Source organism: Fluviicoccus sp., from assembly GCF_030646115.1.
Taxonomy (GTDB): Bacteria; Pseudomonadota; Gammaproteobacteria; order Pseudomonadales; family Moraxellaceae; genus Fluviicoccus.
This window is the reverse complement of the sequence record NZ_JAUSMX010000019.1, coordinates 100,672-116,378: the sequence shown is the minus strand read 5'-3', so window position 1 is coordinate 116,378 and position 15,707 is coordinate 100,672. Positions and strand designations below refer to the sequence as shown.

Sequence of the window (15,707 nt, the reverse complement as noted above, 5' to 3'; positions counted from 1 at the left end):
AGCACTTCCGTCTAGCGGAATTTCCCCGTCATGCAGGCGCGGCTGCCGGCATCCACCAGGCGCACCACCTGCCAGCCGGCCTCGGCGGCGGGGGAGGTCTCCACCGCCAGCACTCCGGATGGCAGCGGTACCGGCCGCTGGAAACGCACCTCGATTTCGCGGATTTCCGTTTGTTGTGCCAGTTGCTCATAGGTGCGGGCGAACATGCCCAGCCCTTGCAGCACGGTGCGTCCGAAGGGGGATTTGCGCCCGGCGCTGTCCAGCCAGTGAATGGGATTGAAGTCGCCGGTCAGCAGCGCGAACTTCAGGCCATCGTCGGGCCGGGCCTGCCAGTGGCCTGAAAACGCCCAGGATTTGGCGGCAGGCTTGAAGGACTTGCTCAGCGCCGCCCGTTGCGAGGCCCCGGCCTTGAGGAAGGCGGAATGCAGAATGGCCACCACCAGTTCCGGTTCATCCACCGTGCCGGTGGTGATGCGGACCGAGACCAGTGTCACCCCGCCGGTTTCCTGAATGGACTCCAGGCTGGCGCGGATGCGCAAACGCTGTCCGGCCGGTAACGGGCCGTTGATGCGCATGGTCACACCCTGGTTGATCACCTCGGCCAGATTATAGGGTGACTGGGAAAACATGCGCAGGGCCGGGGACAGTCCCCACTGGCAGAACAGATGCGGCGGGATGACTGCCGGGTCGGAGTGCCGGATGCCGCACCAGGTCTTGTAGGCGGACACCAGATAACGGGCGGGCGGGTCGATGGTTTCGGTGACCGGGCGGTAGCCGGTGGTGTCCGGGGCGGGCCAATAACGGGCAAACAGCGATTTGGCGAACAGGCGCAGCCAGGTGCGGATCATGGGGCCGTGCTGCAGCATCAACGCGACGGACATGGAACCGGGCGGCAGGTAAACAAACATTTTCCACTCCTGGAAAGGGCCAATGACTCCGCCTGCCGGGTTCGGCAAACAGGAAGAGACCGGGGTTCTGATTATTCCAGCCAAAGATGACAATCGTCTTAGCCGATTGCGACAGCCACACTGTCACGATGCGACATAAAGGCGGCAGGCTTGGCAATTGAGGCGCGGTTTCACTATAGTCGGGCGGCCGGATCGACCGGCAGAAGAGGGGGGATGACCGCATTGGCCACATTGCAAGCCGAATTACCCGCACAAACCGTGTCCCGGACCGTCTCCGTCAATTACCTGCGGGCTTTTTTTGACTATGTGCAACGGCGCGGGCTGTTGCTGCCGGTGTTGCTGGACGGGCTGGCGGTGGATCCGTCCGACCGGGAAGGGCGGGTGGCGGTGGATGTCTGTCATCGCTTGTTCGCCCGCGCCGCACAGTGGCTGGAGGATGAAGATGTCGGCCTGCATGCCGGGGAACTGATGCGTCTGGGTTATTACGGCGCCGTGGCCTATGCCGCCCTCAGTTGCCAATGGGGCCGCGAGGCGGTGGGTTATCTGTCGCGGTACCAATCGCTGGCCATGGATGTGGGCGCTCCGCGCATTGAGGCCGAAGGGGAAAGCCTGGTCATCCACTGGCATACCAATGAGGCCTGGCGGCAGAACCGTTATCTGGCGGACTACAACCTGGCGGGGCTGTTGACCTGCAGCCGTTTGGTCATGGGTGACGACTTGCGTATGGTGCGCGTGGACATGGCCTATGCGGCTCCGTCCTCAACGGCCACCCTGCAGCGTCTGGCCGACTGTGAAATCCGCTACGACCAGGCGGTTTACCGGTTGGCGGTGCCGTTGACCATGCTGGACTATGCACTGCCCGAACCCAATCCCGAAGTTTGCCAGGCCATGGCGCGGCTGGCCGAGCAGCAACTGCAGCAGTTCAGCCGCGAGGACGGATTTTTGCCCCAGCTGCGCCGCCTGCTGGCCACCCGCATTGCGCAGGGGGCGGTGCCGCAGGAGGAGGTGGCGGCAGCGCTGGGCATTCATGTCCGCACCTTGCAGCGCCGCTTGGGAGAGCAGGGGCAGACCTATTCGCAGTTGGTGGACGAAGTGAGGAAGACGCTGGCGGCCACCTATATCCGCGACCCTGGCCTCAGCCTGGGTGAAGTCGCCTTCCTGCTGGGTTTCTCCGAGCAAAGCAACTTCCAGAAAAGCTTCAAGCGCTGGTTCGGGGAGACACCGGGCCGTTATCGCCGCCAGCCGCCCGAAAGCTAACATTCTTCGACAATTCCGCTCGGCAAGCGCGGCCGTTTTCCCGGATAATCAGGTCCCCTTTGATTGATTCCGGACGAAAGTGGCATGCGTTCCCTGTTGCTGGTCATAGTTCTAGGCGCCCTGGCCGGGTGCGTGTCACAACCGCTGCCGCCGACAGGCACAACGCCCGGTCCGGGCAAGCCCGATTTGGTGAAGCCGGAGCCGGTCAAACCCGAACCCGTCAAACCCGAGCCGGTCACAGCCCGCTATCTCCCCGCCGAATGGGACGCCCTGCCGGACTGGCCGGGCGAGAGCCTGCAAGGCAGCTGGCCCGCCTGGCTGAATTCCTGCAAGCGGCTGGCCAATCGTCCGCAGTGGAAGGAAGCCTGCGCCGAGGCGGTGATGCTGGATGCCAAGGATGAAGGCACCATCCGCAACTTTTTTGAACGCCGCTTCACCCCTTGGCGCATTGAAGGCAGCGATGGCCGGCAAAGCGGGCTGATCACCGGCTATTACGAGCCCCTGCTGAAGGGCGGCCTGGCCCACAAGCCCGGTCGCGTGCCTTTCTACAGCGCCCCTGAAGACCTGCTGACACTGGATATAGGTTCGCTATATCCCGAGTTGAAAGGACGGCGCGTACGCGGACGGCTGCAAGGAAAAACCGTGGTTCCCTACTGGAGCCGCGCCGATATCGGCGCGGGAAAACTGACCGGCAACCCCAAGGTCCTGGCTTGGGCGGACGATGCGGTTGAAGCGTTTTTCATGGAAGTGCAGGGGTCGGGCCGAATCCTGCTGGAGGACGGCTCCACCCTGCGTCTGGGTTATGCCGACCAGAATGGCCACCCCTACAAGTCGATCGGCCGCTGGTTGGTGGACCAGGGCGAGCTGACGCTGGATCAGGCCTCCATGCAGAGCATCCGCGCCTGGGCGCTGGCCAACCCTGAACGGTTGCAGGAAATGCTCAACGCCAACCCCAGCCAGGTCTTTTTCCGCCTGCTGCCCGCAAATGACGAAGGCCCGGTCGGTGCGCTGAACGTGCCGCTGGTGGCCGAGGCCAGTGTCGCGGTGGACCCGAAGTTTGTACCGCTGGGCGCGCCGCTGTATCTGGCCACGACCCGGCCCAACAGCGGCCGCGCCATGAACCGGCTGGTGCATGCCCAGGATACCGGCGGTGCCATTGCCGGTCCGATCCGGGCGGATTTTTTCTGGGGTTTCGGCGCAGAGCCCGGCGAACTGGCGGGCCGCATGAAACAGCAGGGCCAAATCTGGCTGCTGTGGCCGAAGGAAGCGCCGCTGCCATCCGGCGGGCTGAATAATGCCGAAAAATGACGAAAATGGTCACACGGTTTCCCGACCGGCGTGACGCTTCCCCGGATTAACGGTGGTGATTCCGGGCGGGAATTCGTGAACCGGGTCTCATCCCTGACAAATTTTGGCACCCGGCCTTTGAGCCGGTTCACAAAACGAAAAAGGGAGTCCGTGAACTGGCCCCGTCCTTGCAGAAGTCCTTGTATTGCAACTTTTTATACGGCTTAAGGCGTCACACGCCACCGAGGACCGCCACCATGCGCACAACCCGCACCATCATGATTTTTTCCGACATTGAGCGCGAGCGCGCCTTGTTGAACTCCCTGATCAACACCTTTGGCAAGCGTCCGCATACACTTTGGCAGTCCATCGACGAAGGCGTGGCCGATGTGGTGGTGATGAGCCTGAGCAATCCCTCGCTGGAGCAGATACGCCAGGCCCAGAAACTGGCAAAGGTGGTGGTGTTTTTTGTCAGTGAAGAGGATTCGCGGCAGTTGTCAGGCCAGCCCTTCCTGTTGAGCAAGCAGTCCCGCGCCCGTGACTTCCTGGCCCTGATTGAACGGCTGGAAGGGTGGTTCGGGGATGAAGAAGCTGAGGCGGCCGAAGCCGTTGTTCGCCCGGTCAAAGAGCCGTCAGTACCGCATTATTCCGCCAATGATGACCGGACGGCGCTGGCGGGGTAAAAAGCGGCCCCAAAAAATAAGGAGCCTCAAGGCTCCTTATTTTTTGGGTCACGGCAGGAACAATCAGTTCTTGGCGCGCGACTTGAACTCGCCGGTGCGGGTGTCGATTTCGATGCGTTCGCCGATTTCGACAAATGAGGCGACTTGCAGTTCGTAGCCATTGGGCAGGCGGGCCACCTTCATGACCTTGCCGGAGGTGTCGCCCTTGGCGGCCGGTTCGGTGTAGTCCACGGTGCGGACGATGGTGTTCGGCAGTTCAACCGAAATGGCCTTGCCGTCGTAGAACACCGCTTCGCAGGTTTCTTCCATGCCGTCTTCAATGAAGTGGATGGAATCGCCCAGATTATCCTTCTCGACTTCATACTGTTCGTAGTCAGCGTCAACAAAGATGTACATCGGGTCGGCGAAGTAGGAGTAGGTCACATCCTTCTTGTCGAGGATGACCTGATCCAGCTTGTCGTCGGCCTTGTACACGGTTTCGGTCATGGAGCCGTTGAGCAGGTTGCGCAGTTTCATTTTCACAACAGCCGAGGTGCGGCCCGACTTGCTGTATTCGGCCTTGATCACGACCATCGGGTCGTTGCCGGACATGAATACGTTACCGGCGCGGAATTCCATTGCAGTCTTCATGGTGCTTCACATATTTGGGAGGAAAGAAAGCGCGCATTTTACCTGAGACGGCTGAAAACGCATCACCGTTCGGCACAAAAATCTTCCAGACGGGCCGCCAGGTCCGGTTGTTGCGCCAGATGATTGCAGAAATTCCGTGATCCGGCGCCAATCTGCGGCCAATCTACAAAAACACGCTGCCAGCTTTCAATGTAGTCGTGACCGTAATTCCAGTCACGCTGCCGCTGCAGCCAGGCTTCCGGCAGCCAGCGACGGCACTGGTCCAGCCAAGCTTCCAGCTTTACCCGGTGCGCCTCGTCCTCCTGCGGATAGATGTGCCAGATCAGGGGCCGCCCGGCCCAGTGCGCCCGCACAAAGGAGTCTTCACCGCGAACGAAATTGAGGTCGCAGGCCCACAGCAGCCGGTCATAGTCTTCCGGCGGCAGGAAGGGCAGCACGGCGAGGCGGAGATTGCCTTCAGCACGGTAATCCCCCGCCTTCAGCGTGTGCCCTATCCAGTGATTGACGTCCGCCAGCGCACGGCCCTCAGGTACGGCCAGGAAAACGGGGTCAGGGCCCGATTTCAGGGCTTGCAGCAAGGCATGGGTAGCCGTGTTTTCGTAGGCGAACAGCGAGAGGCGGCGAGTGGCGTTCATGGCTTCGGGAAAGCCGAGTTGTTGCCAGAAAGAGGCTTGAGCGGTCTGGTTCTGCTGGAAGGCGTCACGACGGGCGATGAGGTCGTGTTCGCGCAGCAAGCCGCCGCTGCGCGGATCAAAGCCGGGGAAAAAGAAATACTGGCGCAACGGCAGGCGCGGGTGCGGCGAGGGAAGGCCATGGCAACCCAATGCCCAGGCCTCCGCCGTCAGATATTCCAGGTTGAGCCAGACCGGGGCGGGTTGGCGCTTTGCCATGGCCTGCAGGAAAGTTTCCGGCAAGCGGCAGCCGAAACCTTCAATGACGCGGTCGCCGGGAATGATGCCCACGGTGGCGTTGTCGGTCCAGTGGCGCACTTCCAGCCCTTTCAGAAATTGTACGGCAGCCTGCGGGTGCAGTTCCGGTTCCAGCCGGGCGAAGGCGGTCAGGTCATCCACCCACAAGCGTACCTGCCAGCCGTATTCGCGGTTCAGTTGCAGGGCCAGGCGGCGGCAGACGCCAATGTCGCCGAAGTTGTCGATGATGGCGCAGAAAAGGTCGAGGGTTTTCATGGGCAAATGATAGCTGCTTTAAGGTGATTCATGAAAACGTGTCGTGAGTGATAGTGGCGAATCGTTCATGAATGGCCGTCTGCAAAGTCATGCGTTTCTTTCCGATTCAGTGATAGTCTCGGATACTGAGTCGTCCGCCAGACCGTGACCCACCAAAGGATTTTCTGTTCATGAACCAAGCCACCCAACCCGGTATCACCCGCCCCACCGTTCTCGTAACCGGCGCCTCCGGCTACATTGCCGGCTGGATCATCAAATACCTGCTGGAAGAAGGCTATACCGTGCATGCCACGGTGCGTGACCCCAACAAGCCCTCGAGTGTCGGCCACCTGCTGAAAATGGCGGAAGGCGCGCCCGGCACGCTGAAACTGTTCAAGGCCGATCTGCTGGACAAGGGCTCCTTTGCCGCCGCCATGGAAGGGTGCCAAATCGTGATGCACACGGCGTCTCCCTTTGTGCTGGAAGGCTTTACCGATGCCAATGAGGCGCTGGTGCGCCCCGCCCTGGAAGGCACACGCAATGTGCTGGAGTCGGTCAATGCCTGCGCCTCCGTCAAGCGGGTGGTGCTGACCAGCAGCGTTGCCGCTGTCTTCGGGGACAACGACGAGATCGGACAGACGCCGGACAAGGTTTTTACCGAGGAACATTGGAACAATACCAGCAGTGTCAGCCATAACCCCTACCAGTTCTCCAAGGCCGTGGCCGAGCGCGAAGCCTGGAAAATGCAGCAGATGCAAACTCGCTGGGACCTGGTCACCATCAACCCCTCCATGGTTTACGGCCCGTCGCTGACGCCCGGCAGCCAGTCCGCCAGCATCGACACGCTGGTGCAAATGGGTGACGGCCGCCTGCGCACCGGTGTGCCCAAGCTGACCTATGGCGTGGTGGATGTGCGGGAAGTGGCGCGCGCCCATTTGCTGGCCGCCTTCAAGCCGGAAGCATCGGGTCGCCATATCCTCAACGCCACCGAATTAACCATGTTGCAGATCGCCAACATCCTGCGCCGACAATTCGGCAAGGCCTACCCCTTCCCCCGGATGGAGGCTCCCACTTTTCTGGTCTGGGCGTTCGGTCCGCTAATGGGCCCCATCACCCGCAGCTTTGTCAGCAAGAACGTCGGATATAAAATCCGCTTCGACAACAGCCGCAGCCGGGCGTTGGGAGTGCAATACCGGCCGGTGGAAGAAACCTTCATTGAACATTTCCAGCAGGTCGTTAACGACGGGCTGCTGAAAAAGAAGCGCTAAGCGCCAGGAGCCGCGACATGAAAGCCAAGTCCCATCCCCGTTTTGAAGGCAAGCTGGCGCTGGTTACCGGCGCCGGATCCGGTATCGGCCGCGCCACGGCGCTGCTGTTCGGCGATCTGGGCGCTCGTCTGGTGCTGTGCGACCGTAATCCCTCCACGCTGGAAGAAGTGGCCAGGCTGCTGCGCAGCAAGGGCGTGGACGTGCTCACTGAGTCGGTGGACGTTTCCGACTGGAAGGCGATGCAGGCGCTGGCCGCCCGGGTTCACGACAAGGCCGGTACGCTGGACATCCTGGTCAATAACGCCGGGGTCGCCACCTCCGGTGATTTCCTCAGCACGCCGGTGGAAGACTGGAACTGGGTATTCGGCATCAACGTCATGGGTGTGGTACATGGCTGCAAGGCCTTTGGCCTGCGCATGGCGGAGCAGGGTGGCGGTCATATCGTCAACATCGCTTCCGCCGCCGGTTTTTACGCCGCCCCGGAAATGTCGGCTTATTCTGCCAGCAAGCATGCGGTGATGGGCTTGTCGGAGTCACTGCGGCTGGAAATGGCGGAATTCGGCATCGGCGTCAGCGCCATTTGTCCGGGCGTCATCAACACCAACATTGTCTCGGCCATGCGCACCAACGGCGCCATGGTGCAGTCGCAGGGCAAGGTGGTGGATATCTACCGCAAGCGCAACTATGGACCGGAGAAGGTGGCGGAAGCCATTGCCGAAGCCGTGATCCACAACCGGGCGGTGGTGCCAGTGAGTCCGGAGGCGTGGGTGCTGTATGCGGGCAAGCGCTTGCTGCCGGGGGTAATGGATGCGGTGCAGCGGACGAGTCTGTTCAGGAAGCTGAAGCCTTGAAAGTTCCCTCTCCCCTTGTGGGAGAGGGCTAGGGAGAGGGGTGCTACGGTGGCTGCGGCACTGACGTAGTGTTTGGGGCACTTTCCGCACCCCTCTCCCCGACCCTCTCCCACAGGGGGAGAGGGGGATATTACTTCTTGTCCTGCGGCTTCTCTTCCTTTTTCTGGTCGCCCAGCACGCTCTTCAGCGGGCACACCTTGAAGGCGGGGCACTTGGCACAACCGGCGGCAATGGCAATCGGGCAAATGGTCATGGTGTTTCTCCTTGAATAAGTGCCCCCAGCATAGACCATTCCGGGCATTCCCGTAACCTCCCCAAGGTCATTCCACGCCGCGCACATCAATGTACTCGACGTAACCACGGCCCTTGACGGGCGCGCCCCGGAAAACCCCGTCGTACAAACAACCGCCGACATAGCCGTTGCCCAGCCCGTAGGTGAAGGGCGTGTCCTGACGCATGCATAGTTCCAGCACCACAATGCCGTTTTCACTGGCCTGCCAGCGCCAGACGGCGGGCAGTTTCATGCTGATGCCATCCGGGGAAACGGCGGGCTGCGGATGGTATTCCTCCACGGTCACCTCCACGTCGCGCAGGGTTTGCGTGTATTGGTCCAGCCCGCGGATCAGCACGCTGCGATTCACCGACAGGCCTTTCATGGTGCAGTAGCTGAGCAGCAACTGGGTGTTTTCGTCGAGGTTGATGATGTTGTAGAAGAAGAAGTCCAGCGGCACCTTGCGCTTCCAGGGCAGCGGCTTGTCGCGCAGCACATAGGGGCTGATGCAGGCGCCGTATTCAAAGGCGCACAGGCCGGAAACGGTCATGGAGCCGCTGGGGCCGCAGATCATGCCCCGGTATTCCGACAGCAGGCTGATGTGCTCGTAGACCGGGTTCTTGATGAACCAGCTGACCTTGTCGGTGTTCAGCACCTGCAACTCGATTTCATAGCCGCCAATGTTGGCCTGCACATGATATTCCGGGTAGCTGCCGCGAATGATGACGTCGTTGCCGAAGCGGATCAGGCGGCCGTCGGCGCTGAATTCGCCCTGCCTGCCGATGGCGTAGGAGCCGAAGTGTGACGGATAAGTGGCGGCGGTGCCGGAAACAACCGTGGCGTTGCAGCGCGGGGTGTCGCGGCGGGCGTAGTCGATGTCGAAGCATTGCGCGCCGGGCGTACCGATGATCGACATGATCGAGAAATAGCGGTGCGGTGCGGGCAAGTCGGGAATCATCAGGCCGTAGTGCGTCCAACCATAGAAGTTTGAGTCGGTATGCGGAACCAGCATCTCCGGACGGTCGAAGGGCAGGCCGTCCTGACGGTCGGCATGGTCCGCTTTGTACAACAGCTTGCGGAAGGCGGGGTCGATCAGCTGGCTAAGGGACTTCATGGTTATCGTCGGTTTCCGGGAGGGGATACCATGACAATAACGCCGGGTTTGCTGCATTTCCAGTAGGGAAACTCCCTCCCCACCTGTGGGGGAGGGCAGGGGTGGGGGGTACTGAGGCAGTCACGGAACTGGCGGTGTGTTGGGGCGACTCTCCGCACCTTCCTTAACCCTCCCCCACAAGTGGGGAGGGGACTATCCCGGCTTCCGCAACACCATTACCGAAAACGCGGCTTCCGTTTCAAAGGATTCATTGGCCTCCAGCGCCGCTCGCCGTTCCGGCCTGGCTTTCCACACATAGGGCGTCATCGCCAGCAACTGCTTCAGCGTGGCTTGCGTCAGGTGCAGCGGAAAGCGCACTTCCGCCTGTTCCAGCAGTTCGAACGCTGTTTGCAGTTCCGGCAGGAACTTCTCCGGCTGGTGCGCCTGCACTTCGCCGAACAGGCCCTCGCGCACTTTCCACAAATGATCGGTGGCTGGGCGAGCCACCAGAACAGAGCCGCCGGGTTTCAGCACACGCTGCATTTCCGCCACCGGCAAGGGGCTGAACAGGCTGCACACCACGTCCACCGAAGCGTCCGCCAGCGGCAGTGATGCGCCGCTGCCCACCAGCCAGGTAATGCCGGGATGTTTTTTCGCGGCCAGCCGCACCGCCGGTTTGGCGATGTCGAGGCCGACAATGTCCGCAGCAACGGCCGCCATGGCGCCGGTGTACCAGCCTTCGCCGCAACCCAGGTCCAGCAGCGCCGCCGGGGCAAGCGCCTGCAGGCGTTCAATCACGGTATCCCTTAGCGGGCCGTAGTGCCCGGCCTGCAGAAAGTCGCGACGTGCCTGCACCATCTCGGGATTGTCGCCGGGGTCGCGGCTTTTCTTCTGCTGCACCGGCAACAGGTTGACGTAGCCTTCGCGCGCCACATCAAAGCTGTGGCGGTTGTCGCAGCGCCATGTATTGGAATCGCGCACCAGTGGCAGGCGGCAAAGCGGGCAGATCAGCGCGGGCATGGGGCGGGGGTCCGGACGGGGCGTGGGGTGCGTATTGCACCCGATATCAGGGTTGGATGCAATCGTCTACTGTAGGTCGGGCTTCAGCCCGACAATGCCCTCCGAGCGGAGAGTGTTGTCGGGCTGAAGCCCAATCTACAGGGGGTCAGCGCGCATCCCTCGGGATCACCTGGCTGATCATCCGCGACACATTCGCAAAGCCGATGAATCCTTCCGGCGCCAGGCTCTTGCCGGTATTGAGGAAGGCGACCGAGATATCGCGTTCCGGGTCTTCCCAGCACAGGATGTTGATGAAGCCCAGATGACCCACCGCCTTCGGGGTATTGAAGCCGAACAGGCTCCACAGTTTTTCGCCGTGCATGAAGCCGGGGGTGTAGCGCACCGGTGCGTTCATCGAGCGGTCCAGCATCAGTTTGCCCGGCTTGATGGCGGCGGCAATGGTTTCCGGTTTGAAGATCTGCTTGCCGTTCCAGCGGCCGCCGTCCAGCAGCATCTGGTAGAAGCGGCAGGCCTCTTCGGCAGTGGCGTAAATGTTGGCGGCGGGAATGATCGCCGACAGCCCGCCTGCCGAGTTGATGGCGGTGGTGATTTCGCCTTCTTCGACCCCCAGCAACTGCTTCAGCAACTGGCTGGCAATCATCACTTTTTTCGGGCCGGTCGAGAGGCTCAGCGCCGCTTCGTGGCGACGGTGTTCAGGCATGCCGAAGGTCATGTGTTCACAACCCAGCGGGTCGGCAATGATGCGCTTCAGCAGTTGCGGCAGGGTTTCGCCGGAGACAGCCATGGCCACCGCACCCAGGATGTAGCCCGCCGTGGTGGCGTGGTAGGCCTGGTCGCGGCCGGGGCGGTCCACCGGCGGGTAATCGCAGAGAATCTTCACCACGGCATCGAAGTCGAACATCAGCTCCGGAGTGATGTCTTCAATGGGCAGGGCGCGGATGCCGGCGCGGTGCGTCAGCAGTTCAAGGATGGTGGTGCGGTGCTTGCCGTTGCTGCCGTATGCGGGCAGGTGCTTGGCGACCGGGTCGTCCAGGCGCAGCTTGCCTTCTTCCGCCAGCTTGTGGATCAGCATGGCGGAAATGGCCTTGGAACCGGAAAACAGGCAGATCGGGGTGTCGGCGTCGGCCAGTCGGTGATGGTCGGTGGGCGATTCACCGGCGGCCCCCACATGGGCCTTACCAATGCCACGGCTGAGCACCACCTTGCCATGACGGCGTATCACCAGCGTGATCGACGGGTGCAGGCCCGTCTGGTAATAGGCAGTGACAGCCTCCCATATCTTGTCGATATCCGCTTGGCGCAGTCCCGCTTCTTCCGGACGGCATTCGCGGTCGTGGTTGATGGTGGTGACATCATCCAGGTTGGCGGACATGGCAACGCGGCGGCCGCCGGACTTGAGGTAGGGGAGAATGGTGTTCAGCGGGTCGCGGATCATGGAGGCTTCCGGAAGGTTTATTCGGGTACGAGGGTACTACAATAGCAAAAAAGACGCCTGTTCAGGGATGCTTTCCGGATACGGACGCCGGACTGGTTTTTTTAGCGGGACTGCGCTACAACAGTCATATCATTCAGTTTTGACCAGAACAGCCTCCGTCCATGATTCCCAACGCCCGCATTCCGGCCCTGATTGCCATTACCCTGACCGAATGGGCGATGGAGCACGGATTGTCTGAAGAATCGCTGGCGGTGGCGCTGGGGGTGGAAAACCTTGCCGCGCTGCAGGACGAGGAGTTGCGGCTGACTCCGGCGGATTATGAGTCGCTGCTGGCGCTGGTGTACCGTGAAACCGGTCGCGAAGATCTGGGGCTGGCCATCGGTTCGCGGTTGACCGTCTCCAGCTACGGTGTGCTGGGACATGCCATGCTCAGCGCAGCCACGGCGGGCGAGGCCATCCGCATCGGGCTGGAATACTACCGCCTCACCAGCGCTTTCATGACGCTGAATGCCGAGACCATTCCCGAAGCCCTGATCATGACCGCGCGGCTGGACTACCCGTTGCCGCATCTGCAGCGTTTCGCCCCGGAAGAGCAGATGGTGGGTGTCACCGCCGTGGCCCGCGACCTGCTGGGCAGCGACTTCTGTCCCTTGGCTATCGACTTCGCCATTTCTCCGCCGCCCTATGCGGAACGCATGAAGGCCTGGTTTGCCTGTCCGGTGCGCTACAACCAGCCGGAAAACCGTTTCCTTATTGATGCGCGGCTGCTGGATGTCTCGCTGCGCACCGCCAATGCGCTCACCGCCAAACATTTGCTCAACCTGTGTGAAACCCTGTTACAGCAAGACCGCGCCGCAGCGCCGGGTGATCTGCTGCAACGGGTCAATGCCGCCATTCGCGCCCGGGTGGGGCACTGGCCGTCCATGGTGGACGTGGCCGGGCAGCTGGGCATGTCCGAACGCACCCTGCGGCGGCGGCTGCAGGAGCACGGCACTGATTTCCAGCGTGAAATCGATGCCGTTCGCCACCAACTGGCGTTGCAATTGCTGGAAAATCCCGAGGTGACGGTGGAGCAGATGGCTGCGGTGCTGGGCTACAGCGAGGCCGTCAGTTTTCGCCGCGCCTTCCAGCGCTGGACGGGACACACGCCGCAGGCCTGGCGACGCCAACCGGCCTGAGCGGTGCGAGAAGAGGCAAGTTCAACGCCGGTCGTTGCTGAAAACGGCCGGTAAAACAAAACAGGCGGATTCAGCCTGTTCCAAAAAATGCAAAGGAGTAACATGATGAAAATCCGTATTCTTTCCCTGTGCATCCTGATGACGGCTGCGGGCTCCGCCCTGGCGCTGCCGGGTCCCACCGGCAGTTTCCAGCAGACCGGGCAATTCGGCGGCTCGGTGCAGGTGGACCGCACCACCACCGATACCGGCGGCCAAACCACCGGCAAGGTTAGCGGTCCGCGCGGCAAATCCGCTTCCGGCTCCATCCAGAGCACGGTCAAGGGCAACAAGGCTGCGTGGTCGGGCAGTGCTGAAACGTCCGGCGGCAAGAGCGCCACCACCGAAGGCAGCGCCGCCAAAACCCGTGACGGTGTCACGGTCACCAATACCACCACAACCGGCGGTGGCAAGTTCTCCACAACCGAAGCCTCGGTCAGCGAAGATAAGGACGGAGTCAAGTCGGGAACGGCGACCACCACCACCAGCGGCGGTAAGACGGTGACCGCGGAAGGCTCGGCTTCCGGGGGCAGCGGCACGGTAACGGCCACCACCGGCAGCGGTAACACCGCCACCGTGGAGGGTTCGGGAACCCAAACCGGTGGCGCAGCGACAATCACCACCGGCGGCGGTCAAAGTAAAACCGTCAACTATGGCGACCAGCGCACCAAGTAAGCCTGGCGGGGCGGGTATCCGCCCCAAGACCTCCTGGGAATTGGCCGCTATTATCCCCTAAAGATGTCCGTCCCGGTTCTGGTTGACAAGCCCCGCTAATTCTATTCTGCTAGCATGCAAAAGGGCCTGCCCCCTCAGCATAAGAATAAACCGGCTAGCGAGTTCCCCCACATGATCCAGCGACTGGCACTGATCCTTGTTTTTTCCTCCCTGATTACCGCCTGCGGCAAAGCTCCGGCCTCCCTGGAGCCGGTCAGCCTGACGGCCGCCCAGACCAAGCTGTTCGAGCAAAGCTGCAAGAACTGCCATGCCATGCCCGGCAATCCTGCGCCGCAAGCGGGCGACATGACCGCCTGGGCGCCCCGGGTTGAAAAGGGGCTGGACACCCTGGTCAAGAACGCCATTACCGGCATCAACCAGATGCCCGCCGGGGGCATGTGCCTGACCTGCACGCCTCAGGATTTTGAAGCGCTGATCCGCCATATGGCCGCACCGGCCGCCACCCAACAGGGGAACTGAACCATGATCAATCGTCGACAGTTTATCGGGGCGGGCGCCGCCGCCGGCGCTGCGGTCGTCTTGCCGGCCTGCTCGAAAGAGTCAAAAGTCCCCGTCCTTCCCCTTCAGGACAAAAATGGACATTTGCTGTGGCAGAACTGGTCCGGGCTGGAACACGCCTATCCGGCCAACCGCGCCGCGCCGGCCACAGCGGAGGAACTGAAGAACCTGCTTGGCATGGCTCCGGCGCCGATCCGGGCGGTGGGCGCGGGGCATTCCTTCAGCGGTTTGTGTGCGTCGGAAGGCACCTTGCTGACCCTGGACAATATGGCCGGGCTGGTCAGTCACGACCCGGTGACACAGCTCGCCACCCTCAAGGCCGGCACCCGCCTGCAACAGATGGGGCAGTTGCTGGCCGACATCGGGCAGGACATGCTCAATATCCCCGACATCAACAAGCAATCGCTGGCCGGGGCCATCGCCACTGGCACCCACGGCACCGGCATCCGCCTGCCGGCGCTGCATGGCCGGGTGGAAAGCTTCCGGATGATGAAAGTGAACGGTGATGAACTGAACTGCAGCCCAACCGAGAATGCGGACATCTTCCATGCGTCGCTGGTGGGGATGGGCTCGTTCGGCATAGTCACCGAATACACCCTGAAAAACTGGCCGCTGCATCGCACCGAGCGCAAGGTGGACATCGTGCCCTTTGACGAACTGCTGCGGGATTGGGAGAAACTCTACCTCAACAACCGGAACGCGGAATTCTTCTATATCCCGTTCACCGGCATTGCCGCCCGAATTGTCCACAACCAGACCATGGCCGATGCCACGCCGCGCGGCCCGGACAAGGACATGGAAACGCTGATGGACCTGAAGAAGCTGCGCGATTACCTGAGCTGGTCGCCTTCGCTGCGGCGTCGGGTGGCGGAGGCGCTGGCTGGCAAGCACGGCACTGAGGTGGCGGTGGATTACAGCTGGAAGCTGATGGCCTCCGAGCGGTCGGTGCGTTTCAATGAAATGGAATTCCACCTGCCACTGGAAAACCAGATGGCGGCGTTGAAAGAAGTTGTTGCCGTCATCGAGTCGAAGCGCCCTGATGTCTTTTTCCCGATTGAAGCGCGTGTGATTGAGCGTGATGACCGGGCCTGGCTGTCGCCGTTTTACGAACGGGACTCCGGCTCCATCGCCGTGCATGCTTATTACGAGGATGACCACAAGTTCATGTTCGAACTGGTGGAACCGATCCTGCGCAAGTACGGCGGTCGTCCGCACTGGGGCAAACTGCACTCGCTGGCGGCGGCGGATCTGGAAAAGCTGTATCCGAAATGGAAGGATGTCCAGGCCGTCCGGCAGCAATTGGACCCGCAAGGCAAATTACTGAACCCGTTCCTGCGGAAAGTGTGGGGCGTTTGATGCGTCCCCCCAAATGCCGGAACAGCATAGCCAACGGA

16 protein-coding genes are annotated in these 15,707 nt (G+C 61.7%); 9 read left to right on the top strand and 7 right to left on the bottom strand.

The features are described 5' to 3' along the window. Positions 1-11: 11 nt before the first annotated feature. Positions 12-908 carry a MaoC/PaaZ C-terminal domain-containing protein gene (locus Q7T36_RS14545; RefSeq protein ID WP_304850115.1) on the bottom strand — a complete coding sequence of 299 codons (897 nt, stop codon included), beginning with the start codon at positions 906-908 and terminating at the stop codon, positions 12-14. Between the two features lie 213 nt (positions 909-1,121). Between Q7T36_RS14545 and Q7T36_RS14540 the strand changes: the two genes are divergently transcribed. The 3 genes from Q7T36_RS14540 (at position 1,122) to Q7T36_RS14530 (ending at position 4,135) form a co-directional block, all read left to right on the top strand. Further along, on the top strand, positions 1,122-2,165 hold the full coding sequence (locus Q7T36_RS14540; protein WP_304850112.1) for an AraC family transcriptional regulator: 1,044 nt from the start codon (positions 1,122-1,124) through the stop codon (positions 2,163-2,165). Positions 2,166-2,249: 84 nt separating this feature from the next. Next, entirely contained in the window at positions 2,250-3,473 is a 1,224-nt protein-coding gene (locus Q7T36_RS14535) for a murein transglycosylase A (RefSeq protein ID WP_304850109.1), read from the top strand. A gap of 236 nt (positions 3,474-3,709) precedes the next feature. Then, on the top strand, positions 3,710-4,135 hold the full coding sequence (locus Q7T36_RS14530) for a hypothetical protein (protein ID WP_304850107.1): 426 nt from the start codon (positions 3,710-3,712) through the stop codon (positions 4,133-4,135). Between the two features lie 63 nt (positions 4,136-4,198). On the opposite strand, the gene efp is transcribed toward Q7T36_RS14530, so the two are convergent. Then, positions 4,199-4,765 carry an elongation factor P gene (gene efp, locus Q7T36_RS14525; RefSeq protein WP_304850104.1) on the bottom strand — a complete coding sequence of 189 codons (567 nt, stop codon included), beginning with the start codon at positions 4,763-4,765 and terminating at the stop codon, positions 4,199-4,201. 62 nt (positions 4,766-4,827) lie between these two features. Continuing rightward, on the bottom strand, positions 4,828-5,949 hold the full coding sequence (earP, locus tag Q7T36_RS14520; protein ID WP_304850101.1) for an elongation factor P maturation arginine rhamnosyltransferase EarP: 1,122 nt from the start codon (positions 5,947-5,949) through the stop codon (positions 4,828-4,830). Positions 5,950-6,119: 170 nt separating this feature from the next. Between earP and Q7T36_RS14515 the strand changes: the two genes are divergently transcribed. Continuing rightward, positions 6,120-7,196, top strand: a complete 1,077-nt coding sequence (locus Q7T36_RS14515; RefSeq protein ID WP_304850098.1) for an aldehyde reductase — start codon at positions 6,120-6,122, stop codon at positions 7,194-7,196. Positions 7,197-7,213: 17 nt separating this feature from the next. Further along, positions 7,214-8,047, top strand: coding sequence for an SDR family NAD(P)-dependent oxidoreductase (locus Q7T36_RS14510; protein ID WP_304850095.1), 834 nt, complete (start codon positions 7,214-7,216; stop codon positions 8,045-8,047). A gap of 130 nt (positions 8,048-8,177) precedes the next feature. On the opposite strand, the gene Q7T36_RS14505 is transcribed toward Q7T36_RS14510, so the two are convergent. From Q7T36_RS14505 to Q7T36_RS14490, 4 genes are all read right to left on the bottom strand, one after another. Further along, complete coding sequence (locus tag Q7T36_RS14505; RefSeq protein ID WP_304850092.1) at positions 8,178-8,300, bottom strand: hypothetical protein; 123 nt, start codon at positions 8,298-8,300, stop codon at positions 8,178-8,180. A gap of 67 nt (positions 8,301-8,367) precedes the next feature. Continuing rightward, on the bottom strand, positions 8,368-9,432 hold the full coding sequence (locus tag Q7T36_RS14500) for a DUF6670 family protein (protein WP_304850089.1): 1,065 nt from the start codon (positions 9,430-9,432) through the stop codon (positions 8,368-8,370). A 192-nt stretch (positions 9,433-9,624) separates the two neighbouring features. Continuing rightward, positions 9,625-10,431 carry a putative RNA methyltransferase gene (locus Q7T36_RS14495; RefSeq protein WP_304850088.1) on the bottom strand — a complete coding sequence of 269 codons (807 nt, stop codon included), beginning with the start codon at positions 10,429-10,431 and terminating at the stop codon, positions 9,625-9,627. Positions 10,432-10,576: 145 nt separating this feature from the next. Next, entirely contained in the window at positions 10,577-11,866 is a 1,290-nt protein-coding gene (locus Q7T36_RS14490; protein WP_304850085.1) for a serine hydrolase, read from the bottom strand. Positions 11,867-12,027: 161 nt separating this feature from the next. On the opposite strand from Q7T36_RS14490, the gene Q7T36_RS14485 reads away from it, so the two are divergent. The 4 genes from Q7T36_RS14485 to Q7T36_RS14470 all read left to right on the top strand — a co-directional run bounded on the left by Q7T36_RS14485 (position 12,028) and on the right by Q7T36_RS14470 (position 15,669). Continuing rightward, complete coding sequence (locus Q7T36_RS14485) at positions 12,028-13,044, top strand: AraC family transcriptional regulator (RefSeq protein WP_304850082.1); 1,017 nt, start codon at positions 12,028-12,030, stop codon at positions 13,042-13,044. A 102-nt stretch (positions 13,045-13,146) separates the two neighbouring features. Continuing rightward, the gene (locus Q7T36_RS14480) at positions 13,147-13,755 is read left to right on the top strand and encodes a hypothetical protein (protein WP_304850079.1); all 609 of its coding nucleotides are present in this window, start codon (positions 13,147-13,149) and stop codon (positions 13,753-13,755) included. Between the two features lie 171 nt (positions 13,756-13,926). Then, positions 13,927-14,274 (top strand): cytochrome c5 family protein, encoded by a 348-nt coding sequence (locus Q7T36_RS14475; RefSeq protein WP_304850076.1) that lies wholly within the window; start codon positions 13,927-13,929, stop codon positions 14,272-14,274. 3 nt (positions 14,275-14,277) lie between these two features. Then, a complete protein-coding gene (locus Q7T36_RS14470) occupies positions 14,278-15,669 on the top strand; it encodes a D-arabinono-1,4-lactone oxidase (RefSeq protein WP_304850074.1) in 1,392 nt (463 codons plus the stop codon). The last annotated feature ends 38 nt before the right edge of the window (positions 15,670-15,707 follow it).